Raw genomic sequence first — 9,453 nt, forward strand, 5'->3', positions numbered from 1 at the left:
CATGAACACCCGGCCCATGATGTTGGCGACCAGCACGCGCGCGCCGCTCCTGGCGATGTAGACGCCGGAGCCGCGCCCGGGCGTGCCCTTGGGAAAGTTCGAGGGGCGCAGGAAGCGCTCTTCGCGCGGCGCGAAGGCGAGTGCGTCGCGCTGGTCCCAGACATGGTTGCCGGTTGTGACGACATCCGCACCGGCCGCGATCGTCTCGCGAAAGATATCTTCGGTGATGCCGAAGCCGCCGGCGGCGTTCTCACCGTTGACGATGACGAAATCGAGTTTGAAGTCGGAGATCAAGCCGGGCAGTTGTTCCCACACCGCCGTCCGTCCCGTCTTTCCAACCATGTCACCGAGGAAGAGAAGTCTCATATGATCCCGCACCGAAGGTCAGCGAAGCAAAAGCTGCATGACGTCTGTGAAAGATCATGCGTCCTTTTATCTACAATTTTGACGCGAAGCGGCGCAACCCGCTCTCGGTCAGTATTTCCGGAATGACGACGTCATGTTCCTCATCCGGCACCATTGCCACCTCCTGGCAGTCGAAGGCGATGCCGACCAGCCGCGGCGGCTGTCCCTTGTCGATCAGCTTGGCGATGGCGCGGTCGTAATAGCCGGCACCATAGCCGATGCGATGGCCGCGCGCATCGAAGGCGGCGAGCGGCACCAGCATCACCGAGGGGTCGAGCACTTCTGCTTCTTCATGCGGGCCGACCGTGCCGAAACCCATCTCGACCATCGGCGCGCCGCGCACCAGTTCGCGAAAGACGATCGTGGTTTTGTCGAGAATGGCCGGCAGGCAAAGCCGCGCGCCCCTTTCGCGCAAGGCAAACATCAGCGGCCTGACGTCGACTTCCGAGCGCATCGGCCAGAAGCCGGAAACGATCTGGCCCGGCTCAATGTGGAGGTGATCGCGTGCCGTCTCTGCCATTTCAAGCGCGACCTCCACCCGCCAGAATTCGTCGAGCGCATCGCGGCGTCCGAGGGCCTCGCGGCGAAGCTGCTTTTTGAGGTCTTTGAGAGAGGTCATGCAGTCAGGGTAGAAAAGGTCAGATCTGGATGGAGTGTTGGGAGCGACGTTTTCCACCGCAATCATCCACCGAAATGCGGGACGCGTGGCAATAAGTGACGATCCACACAACCGGTGGAGAGAGCGATCCCGGGAACCTACAAAGTAGGTGGGCGCCGTGTGAGAAAACCCACGGGTCTTCCCAGGGACAGCTCCCTAAGGATCGTTAAGGCCCCGGGGAAAATGTTCTCCTGCCGGGAAGCACAGACCGTCCCGCCCAATATAGGCTGCCGGCCGGCTAAGCGCCAGTGAGACGGGCACTCTTTCCGTGTTGGTTCAGGCCCTCGCGCCGCCAACACCTCACCCTTGCACAGGCACGGCCTCGTCCTTACGGTCGCGATGACCAACCGAGGAGCAAGAATGCGTTTCGAAGGCACGGCGGCCTATGTCGCCGACAAGGATCTGATGGTGGCCGTCAATGCGGCGATCGCGCTGGAGCGGCCCTTGCTGGTCAAGGGCGAGCCCGGCACCGGCAAGACGGAACTGGCCCGCCAGGTGGCGGCTGCACTCGGCCTCGACCTCATCGAATGGCACGTCAAGTCGACGACGCGGGCGCAGCAGGGCCTGTACGAATATGATGCCGTCTCGCGGCTGCGCGACAGCCAGTTGGGCGACGAGCGCTTCAACGACATCAGGAACTACATCAAGCGCGGCAAACTCTGGGAGGCTTTCGCCGCCGGCAAGAAGGTCGTGCTCTTGATCGACGAGATCGACAAGGCCGACATCGAATTCCCAAACGATCTCCTGCAGGAACTCGATCGGATGGAGTTCTTCGTCTACGAGACCGGCGAAACCATCCGCGCCGCCGTCAGGCCGATCGTCATCATCACCTCCAACGACGAGAAGGAGTTGCCGGACGCGTTCCTGCGCCGCTGCTTCTTCCATTACATCCGCTTTCCCGACGTCGACACGCTGCACAGAATCGTCGACGTCCACTATCCCGGCATCAAGCAGAACCTGGTTCGGGCAGCCCTCACCCAGTTCTACGAGATCCGCGAAGTGCCGGGGCTGAAGAAAAAACCGTCGACCTCCGAGGCGCTCGACTGGATCCGCCTGCTGGTCGCCGACGATATCGCGCCCGAGGATCTGCGCGCCGACCCGAAGAACGCGTTGCCCAAGCTGCATGGCGCATTGCTGAAGAACGAACAGGATGTCCATCTGTTCGAGCGGCTTGCCTTCATGGCGCGCAGGCAAGGGTGAGGCGCCGGGCACTTGCTACGATCGAGCTTCGCTTGCGCCCTGAGCACGATGACGGTCCCTTGCCTCTTGCGGCGCGACGTTTCTGGGGCCGAAGACGACGAAGCTGATGACGGCAAGGGCAAGAACGCCGATCCCGCTATAGAGCATGACCCAGCCAAAACCGTTGACCAAGGCGGCATGCGCAAGCGCGCCGGACGGGTCGAGGGTCGCCAGCCTGGGCGAATATTGGGAGAGGCCATCGAGATTTCCGGTGGCGATCTTTTCCGCCAACGCGCGCAATTCGTCCGGGTCAAGGGCCGTGCCCAATGCGGTTTTGAGATAGGAAGCAATTCCCTGCGTCAACAGCAGGCCCAGCACCGCGATGTTGATGGCGAGCGTGATCAGCCGCGCGCTGATATCGATGCCCGAAGCCATGCCGGCGCGATCCGGCGACACCGAACCCGTCGTGGTGTTGGTGGTCGGTGAGTTGGTGAGGCCGATACCGATACCGGCGATCAGCGTACCGGGCAGCATGGTCAGCCAGCTGGCTCCCTCAAGGCTCGAACCTATCCTCATGGCGATAAAGCCGACCCCCAATGTCAGCAACCCGAGCGGGATCGCCACCCGCGCCTGATAGCGGGCGCGCAGGCGCTCGGCGGTCGAGGACATCAGCATCAAGGGAAGCGTGTAGACGAGCAGCAGCAGGCCGGTCGTGGTGCTGTCGTAGCCGAGCACACCCGAAAAATAGATCGGCAGATACATGATGAACGGCCAATAGCTGAAATTCATGCCGATGCCGCCCATGATCGCTCCCGAAAATTGACGGATCCGGAACACCGAGAAATCGAACATCGGATAGGGGCTGATCTTCTCGGCAACGAGGAACGCGGCGAAGGCCAGCACGGCAGCACTTGCCACGCCGATGCGGGCACCAGAGCCGAGATCGGCCCCTTGCGTGATCAGATAGGAGAAGCCGAACACCGCGAACGAGAGCGTCAGGATACCGGCACGGTCAAGCTTCTGGGCATTGTGGTCGCGTGATTCGGTGACACCGGCACCGATGAAGACCAGCGCAAGGATGGCAAGCGGCACATGGATGAGGAACACCCACTGCCAGCTCGAGAACGCGACGATCAATCCACCGATGGCGGGACCAAAGCCAAGCCCGATCCCCGAGACGACGCTCCAGGCCACAAAAGCCTTGCCGCGTTCGCTGCCGTCCTGAAACTGGTGGGACAAGACGGCCACGCTGCAAGTGAACATCGCCCCTCCCGCCAGGCCTTGCAGGAAGCGTGCAATGATGAGGAGCGAAGCGCTCGGCGCGAGGCCGCACAGCAGTGAGGCCAGCCCGAAGGCGATGGTGGCGATCACCATCACCCGTTTGCGGCCGAAGCGGTCGGCCAGCGTTCCTGTCGCCATCAGCACCGTGGTGCAGGCAATGGTGTAGGCGTTCATGATCCATTGCAGATCCTTGAAGTCGGCGGCGAGCACGCTTTCCAGTTTCGGAAGGATCACCGGGACGCTGGAGATTTCGAGGCCGAACAGCAGCGAGGCAAGGCAGGCCCCGGCAAGCGCAACGGTGTTTCGGTCGATTTGAAACGTCATGTCGATCACTTTCTGTCGAAGCATTCTGGAACCGGGCTGGCTCTTCAAACTGCGGTCGAGATGACATAGACGAGGCTTTACTATGAAAAAAGACTATGCATTTCTATTTCAGAGATAACAAAATGGAATGACGGAGATGGCCAGTCTCGATGTCGATGCCGTGCGCACTTTCGTCATGGTGGCCGACCTGCAGAGCTTCACCCGGGCGGCTGCAGCACTTGGCAGCACCCAGGCGACGATCAGCGTCAAGTTGCGGCGGCTCGAGGAAAAGCTCGGCGCACGTTTGATCGAACGAACCCCGCGCCGCGTGGCACTGTCGGAAAGGGGGGCTGTCTTCCTGCCCGTGGCCCGCGAATTCCTTGCCGCCCATGAACGCGCCGTCGCGGAATTTTCCGCGGCGCCATGTCGGCTTGCGCTCGGCTTCGTCGATCATGTCGCGGGGCCTGAGCTTTCCACGCTGATCGCCCAGCTTCATGCCCACGATCCGTCGCTCGCGCTCAACATACGGATCGATACCAGCTCCATGCTGGAAGAAGCTTTCGATCGCGGCGAACTCGATGCGGTGATTGTGCACCAGGAAGATGACAGTCGACGCGGTGAAGCTTTGTCGCGCACCCACTATGGCTGGTTCGCGGCACCTGGCTTCGAATGGCGACCAGGCACGCCCCTGCGCCTGGCTCTTTTAAGCACCAGATGCAATTGCCCGGACCGTATGAGAGCGGTCGAAGCGCTGGACCGGGCAGGCATCGCCTGGAATGAGGCTTTCGTCGGCGGCGGCGGCGCTGCCGTCAACATCGCGGTATCGGCGGGCTTTGCCCTTTCCGCCCTCGCTTACCGGGTTGTGCCCCCGGGCTTGATCGAGGTGGGCCGCAAACTCGGCCTGCCACCAATTCCCCCGTCCGAGATCGTTTTGCAGTCGCACGCTCTGCCGCCGCGGGCGCGGGAGGCGCTGCACATGCTCGCGACCGCTTTTCGCGAATATAATTCGCCTGCCGAATAGGCAAGGGTGTTCCTGATCCCGATTCTATTGGTATGGATCGGGTTCCAGACTTCAGAGGGAACGAAATGTCCGAGATAATCGTCCGCCCGCTCGCGCAGTCCGACCACGCCGATTGGCGGCGCCTGTGGACCGACTATCTCACCTTCTATGAGACGAAGCTGCCGGAAGAGGTCTACGCCGTCACCTGGAAGCGGCTGTTCACTCCGGGCGAATTCGAGCCAAAAGGCTTCATCGCCACACTGGACGGCAAGGCGGTCGGTCTCACGCACTTCCTGTACCACCGCTCCGGCTGGTCGGAGAAAAACAACTGCTATCTGCAGGATTTGTTCGCCGACCCGGATGTGCGCGGCAAGGGGATCGGCGCCGCCCTTATCAACGCAGTGAAGGAAGAGGCGGCAAAGATCGGCGTCAAGAATGTCTACTGGATGACGCACGAGACCAACGCCACCGCGCGCAAGCTTTACGACCACGTCGCCCGCCGCACGGGCTTCATCGAGTATGATTTGCTGTAACCGGCCATGTTCATCCCCTTCTTCCTTGAACTGAAGGCTGCACGCGTTCCCGTCTCGCTCAGGGAATATCTGTCGCTGCTCGAAGGGCTGGAAGCCGGGTTGGTCGACTACGACGTCGAAGGTTTTTATTACCTCGCCCGCGCCGCCCTGGTGAAGGACGAGCGCCACATCGACCGCTTCGACCAGGTGTTCGCGCATGTCTTCAAGGGCATTGAAGCGCTGGGCGGACCGGACGCGCTGGACGTCGCCAATATCCCCGAGGAATGGTTGCGCCGCCTCGCCGAAAAGCACCTGACCGACGAGGAGAAAAAACTGGTCGAGGCGCTCGGCGGGTTCGAAAAGCTGATGGAGACTTTGAAACAGCGACTCGAGGAGCAAAAAGGTCGCCACCAGGGCGGCTCGAAATGGATCGGCACCGGCGGAACCTCGCCATTCGGCGCCTATGGCTACAATCCCGAAGGCGTGCGCATCGGCCAGCATGAAAGCCGCAACCGCCGCGCGGTGAAGGTCTGGGACAAGCGCGAGTTCAGGAATTTCGACGATGCCGTCGAACTCGGCACCCGCAACATCAAGATCGCGCTGAAACGCCTGCGTCGCTGGGTGCGCGAGGGCGCCGAGGAAGAGTTCGACCTGCCCGGAACCATCCACGCCACGGCCGAACACGGCTATCTCGACGTGCAGACGCGGCCAGAGCGGCGCAACGCGGTGAAGCTGTTGATGTTCTTCGATGTCGGCGGCTCGATGGACGACCACATCAAAAGCGTCGAGGAGCTGTTCTCGGCCGCCCGCGCCGAATTCCGCCAGCTCGAATATTTCTATTTCCACAACTGCCTCTATGAGGGCGTGTGGAAGGACAATCGCCGCAGGCATGCCGAGGTGATTCCGACCTTCGACCTGCTTCACAAATACGGTCCGGACTACAAGGTGATCGTCGTCGGCGACGCCTCGATGAGCCCTTACGAGATCGCTCACCCCGGCGGTTCGGTCGAGCACTGGAATCCGGAGGCGGGCAGCGTCTGGCTCGGCCGTCTGCTGCAGCAATGGCCGAACGCGGTATGGCTGAACCCCGAAGATCCCAAGAACTGGGGCTACACCCATTCGGTTGCGATGATCCGCGACATTTTCGGCGGCCGCATGTTCCCGCTGACGCTGGCCGGGCTGGAGGGCGCGACCAAGCAGCTTTCAAGAAAGCACTGAAAGACCGACAGGAGATCCGATGACCTGCTTCCTCTGCCTGCAATGCGGCGTCCAGTTCGCGGCGACAGAGACGCCGCCAGAACATTGCCCGATCTGCGAGGACGAGCGCCAATATGTGCGCTGGGAGGGCCAAGCGTGGATCACGCCGGAGGAACTTGCCGAAGGACACCGGCTTGTTATGAAGGACGATGCCGGCGTTCTCGGCTTCGGCATCGAGCCGCGCTTCGCCATCGGCCAACGGGCGCTGCTGGCGCAGACGCCGCACGGCAACGTGCTGTGGGACTGCGTTTCGATGGTCAGCGACGAGGCGGTGGCCGAGATCAACCGCCGCGGTGGCCTGGCGGCGATCGCCATCTCGCACTGCCACTATTATTCGGTGATGGCCAGTTGGAGCGAGGCGTTTGGCGGCGTGCCGATTTATCCCCATGCCGACGACCGCCAATGGATCATGCGACCGCACAAGGCGATCGTCAGTTGGGAAGGCGAGACGCTGGCCATAAACCCTTCGCTGACGCTCATCCGCTGCGGCGGCCACTTTGCCGGCGGTCAGGTGCTGCACTGGAAACGCGATGTCGGCGACGTCTTGCTGGCCGGCGATATCTTGCAGGTGACGCCGACGCGCCACCATGTCAGCTTCATGTACAGCTATCCGAACTACATTCCGCTCAATGCAGCGGCCGTGCGCCGCATCGCGGCGGCACTGGAGCCATTCGCGTTCGACCATATCTATGGTGCATGGTGGAACCAGAATGTCATCGGGGGCGCAAAAGCGGCGTTCGCTGCTTCGGTCGATCGCTATCTCAGGGCGATCGCATAAAGATCACGATCGAAAATGCGGGCAAATCGCGTAACAAATGCCTATCTTGGTGCGAATATGAGGTTGCAATCCGCGCATGGTCCCGAACCTCCGGTTCGGAAAGGATCATGCGCAAAACCAAAGTACTACAGCGTCCTTTGCGCGTCCGATGGGCGCGCGGCGCTGTAGTGGCGAGCCGGCAAGGCTGAGGAGATCGAATGGACACCCACACCTACCCTGTAACCCGCACCGACGCCGAATGGCGCGCCCGGCTGACGCCGGAGCAGTATGCCGTCATGCGCGGCCACGGCACCGAGCGGCCGGGAAGTTGCGCTTTGCTCTACGAGAAGCGCGCCGGCACCTTTTCCTGCGTCGGCTGCGACCAGCCTTTGTTTGAATCCAAGCTGAAGTTCGAGAGCGGCACCGGCTGGCCGAGCTTCAACGACCCGGTGCCGGGTTCGGTCGAAAACACCGTCGACCGCAGCTACGGCATGGTTCGCACCGAATGCCATTGCGCCCGCTGCGGCAGCCATCTCGGCCATGTCTTCGAGGACGGCCCGCCGCCGACCGGCCTGCGCTATTGCATCAACGGCGTGGCGCTGAAATTCGAGCCGGCGGCCTGAACCGAAATTCGATTGAATGAATGAAAAGGGCGGCTGCGGCCGCCCTTTTCATTGCCCCCCGGCCGAACCCGGCGAACGCGGTGGGCGCCCGTGTCCGCTCTCAGACCACGACCGTCAGGATCAGCCATAATGTGGCGCCGAGCGTCATCAGTGAGGCCTTGGCGCCACCGGCCTTTTCCGTGGTTCGCCATACGGAAAAGGTCAGAAAGAGGTTGTAGGGCACCGGTGCGAAATGCACCGCCAGAACCAGCGCCAGCGGCAGCTTCAGTCCGAGCAGGACGATCGCGGCCACCAGAGATGCGACGTTGAGCGCCGTGCCGACAAGAACAAGGTCGCGCCAGAACAGCCGGTCGAGCGGCACCTGGCCTTGCCAGCGTGAGCGGAAAAAGGAGCCGATACCCTCTGGCAACACCGGATGTCTATCCCTGCCTCAGGACTTCGGTTACCGCGCGCTCGAAACGCGAACATTCGGTCACCAGCCAGTCGGCCATGGCTGGCAGTTGTCCTCGGCATAGCAGTTCACCCGCCACATCGAATTGATGCCGAGATCCTCGCAACTCTGTTCCGGCCTGAGCTTCAGCCGGGCTTCGATATCAGGCTGGAACGGTTTCAACCGCGACCACGCTTGCGTGGCGCCGAACTTCTCGTTGCGGCCGAAGAAGACGCCGACCTGGCTCTGCGCCGGCGCGACATACATGGAAAGGACCAAGGCGAAATCGGGCAGCCCGCGCTGCCAGAACCAGGGTCCGCGCCTCGCCATCAGAGCCCTTTCTTCCGGATGCCGCTCGGCGAACAGCGTCCAGAAGCCGCGCTGGCGGAATTCAGAGGCGCGGCGGGCGCCGAAGTCGAATTCGCTCATGGCTCGATGCTCGCTCCGGCATCATGCTCGGCCGGAGACTGTTTCGAAATTCGCTCCGGCGAGTCATATGGTGGTGGTTTCGAGAACCGGAGCGGAGCGTACTTAAAGTACGTGAGCTCAGTTCTACTGCATTGCAGTAGAACTAGGGAAGCGCAGAAAACGCCACCAGATGGCCGCCGGAGTAGAATTTCCAGACGGTCTCTACACCATGCCGAGTGCGGCCTTGTACAGATCGAGGATGGTTTCCTCTTCCTGACGCTCGGCCTGGTCCTTCTTGCGCAGCCGGATGATCGTGCGCATCGCCTTGGTGTCGAAGCCTGTGCCCTTGGCCTCGGCGAACACTTCCTTGATGTCGTCGGAAATGGTCTTCTTCTCTTCCTCGAGCCGCTCTATGCGCTCGATGAAGGCACGCAGCTGGCCGGCGGCAACAGTCTGGCTGGTATCGGTGATATCGTCGGCCATATTTTTCTCCACATCGTTTCTGCGCCGCGACTCGGGATGCATGCAGCGGCGAATTGAGCGGGCTCGATGCCCGACCGCCGGCGGCGGGTCAAGCTGTTATCGATGATCGAACTGACGCTGCCGCCACGATGCGGACAGCGATCCCCCAGGAAGGTAT

At 61.9% G+C, this 9,453-nt stretch carries 11 protein-coding genes, 1 other RNA gene and 1 pseudogene; 6 read left to right on the forward strand and 7 right to left on the reverse strand.

Annotation, left to right across the window (positions count from 1 at the left end; translation table 11 throughout):
- From EN884_RS13840 to ssrS, 3 genes are all read right to left on the reverse strand, one after another.
- The coding region (locus EN884_RS13840) for a YmdB family metallophosphoesterase (protein ID WP_206617593.1) at positions 1–366 on the reverse strand (366 nt) is incomplete at its 3' end.
- A 70-nt stretch (positions 367–436) separates the two neighbouring features.
- Positions 437–1,024, reverse strand: a complete 588-nt coding sequence (locus EN884_RS13845; RefSeq protein WP_024502903.1) for a 5-formyltetrahydrofolate cyclo-ligase — start codon at positions 1,022–1,024, stop codon at positions 437–439.
- A gap of 96 nt (positions 1,025–1,120) precedes the next feature.
- Positions 1,121–1,276: non-coding RNA, 6S RNA (ssrS, locus tag EN884_RS13850), on the reverse strand.
- A gap of 147 nt (positions 1,277–1,423) precedes the next feature.
- Here ssrS and EN884_RS13855 point away from each other — a divergent pair.
- Entirely contained in the window at positions 1,424–2,263 is an 840-nt protein-coding gene (locus tag EN884_RS13855; protein WP_063169207.1) for a MoxR family ATPase, read from the forward strand.
- Between the two features lie 15 nt (positions 2,264–2,278).
- On the opposite strand, the gene EN884_RS13860 is transcribed toward EN884_RS13855, so the two are convergent.
- Positions 2,279–3,847: an MFS transporter gene (locus EN884_RS13860; RefSeq protein WP_063170360.1), complete on the reverse strand. Its 1,569-nt coding sequence runs from the start codon at positions 3,845–3,847 to the stop codon at positions 2,279–2,281.
- A gap of 175 nt (positions 3,848–4,022) precedes the next feature.
- On the opposite strand from EN884_RS13860, the gene EN884_RS13865 reads away from it, so the two are divergent.
- The 5 genes from EN884_RS13865 (at position 4,023) to msrB (ending at position 7,975) form a co-directional block, all read left to right on the forward strand.
- On the forward strand, positions 4,023–4,847 hold the full coding sequence (locus EN884_RS13865) for a LysR substrate-binding domain-containing protein (protein ID WP_245459099.1): 825 nt from the start codon (positions 4,023–4,025) through the stop codon (positions 4,845–4,847).
- 65 nt (positions 4,848–4,912) lie between these two features.
- A complete protein-coding gene (locus EN884_RS13870) occupies positions 4,913–5,359 on the forward strand; it encodes a GNAT family N-acetyltransferase (protein WP_063169209.1) in 447 nt (148 codons plus the stop codon).
- A gap of 6 nt (positions 5,360–5,365) precedes the next feature.
- Positions 5,366–6,556, forward strand: coding sequence for a VWA domain-containing protein (locus EN884_RS13875; protein WP_063169210.1), 1,191 nt, complete (start codon positions 5,366–5,368; stop codon positions 6,554–6,556).
- A gap of 19 nt (positions 6,557–6,575) precedes the next feature.
- Complete coding sequence (locus EN884_RS13880) at positions 6,576–7,373, forward strand: MBL fold metallo-hydrolase (protein ID WP_128360585.1); 798 nt, start codon at positions 6,576–6,578, stop codon at positions 7,371–7,373.
- Between the two features lie 197 nt (positions 7,374–7,570).
- A complete protein-coding gene (gene msrB, locus EN884_RS13885) occupies positions 7,571–7,975 on the forward strand; it encodes a peptide-methionine (R)-S-oxide reductase MsrB (protein WP_013529102.1) in 405 nt (134 codons plus the stop codon).
- A gap of 100 nt (positions 7,976–8,075) precedes the next feature.
- Here the strand turns inward: msrB and EN884_RS13890 are convergent, their stop codons facing one another.
- From EN884_RS13890 to EN884_RS13900, 3 genes and pseudogenes are all read right to left on the reverse strand, one after another.
- Positions 8,076–8,387 (reverse strand): hypothetical protein, encoded by a 312-nt coding sequence (locus EN884_RS13890; RefSeq protein WP_024502896.1) that lies wholly within the window; start codon positions 8,385–8,387, stop codon positions 8,076–8,078.
- Positions 8,388–8,394: 7 nt separating this feature from the next.
- Positions 8,395–8,834, reverse strand: a pseudogene (locus tag EN884_RS13895) (hypothetical protein).
- Positions 8,835–9,035: 201 nt separating this feature from the next.
- On the reverse strand, positions 9,036–9,296 hold the full coding sequence (locus EN884_RS13900; RefSeq protein ID WP_013529099.1) for a DUF2312 domain-containing protein: 261 nt from the start codon (positions 9,294–9,296) through the stop codon (positions 9,036–9,038).
- Between the last annotated feature and the right edge of the window lie 157 nt (positions 9,297–9,453).

The organism is Mesorhizobium sp. M7A.F.Ca.AU.001.01.1.1 (genome assembly GCF_004022735.1).
Lineage (GTDB): Bacteria > Pseudomonadota > Alphaproteobacteria > Rhizobiales > Rhizobiaceae > Mesorhizobium > Mesorhizobium ciceri.

Bases quoted from the DNA above. Each gene is read 5' to 3' on its own strand.
- EN884_RS13855 (WP_063169207.1), top strand. From the start codon at position 1,424: ATGCGTTTCGAAGGCACGGCGGCCTATGTCGCCGACAAGGATCTGATG.
- msrB (WP_013529102.1), top strand. From the start codon at position 7,571: ATGGACACCCACACCTACCCTGTAACCCGCACCGACGCCGAATGGCGC.
- EN884_RS13870 (WP_063169209.1), top strand. From the start codon at position 4,913: ATGTCCGAGATAATCGTCCGCCCGCTCGCGCAGTCCGACCACGCCGAT.
- EN884_RS13900 (WP_013529099.1), bottom strand. From the start codon at position 9,296: ATGGCCGACGATATCACCGATACCAGCCAGACTGTTGCCGCCGGCCAG.
- EN884_RS13860 (WP_063170360.1), bottom strand. From the start codon at position 3,847: ATGACGTTTCAAATCGACCGAAACACCGTTGCGCTTGCCGGGGCCTGC.
- EN884_RS13845 (WP_024502903.1), bottom strand. From the start codon at position 1,024: ATGACCTCTCTCAAAGACCTCAAAAAGCAGCTTCGCCGCGAGGCCCTC.
- EN884_RS13875 (WP_063169210.1), top strand. From the start codon at position 5,366: ATGTTCATCCCCTTCTTCCTTGAACTGAAGGCTGCACGCGTTCCCGTC.
- EN884_RS13880 (WP_128360585.1), top strand. From the start codon at position 6,576: ATGACCTGCTTCCTCTGCCTGCAATGCGGCGTCCAGTTCGCGGCGACA.
- EN884_RS13865 (WP_245459099.1), top strand. From the start codon at position 4,023: ATGGTGGCCGACCTGCAGAGCTTCACCCGGGCGGCTGCAGCACTTGGC.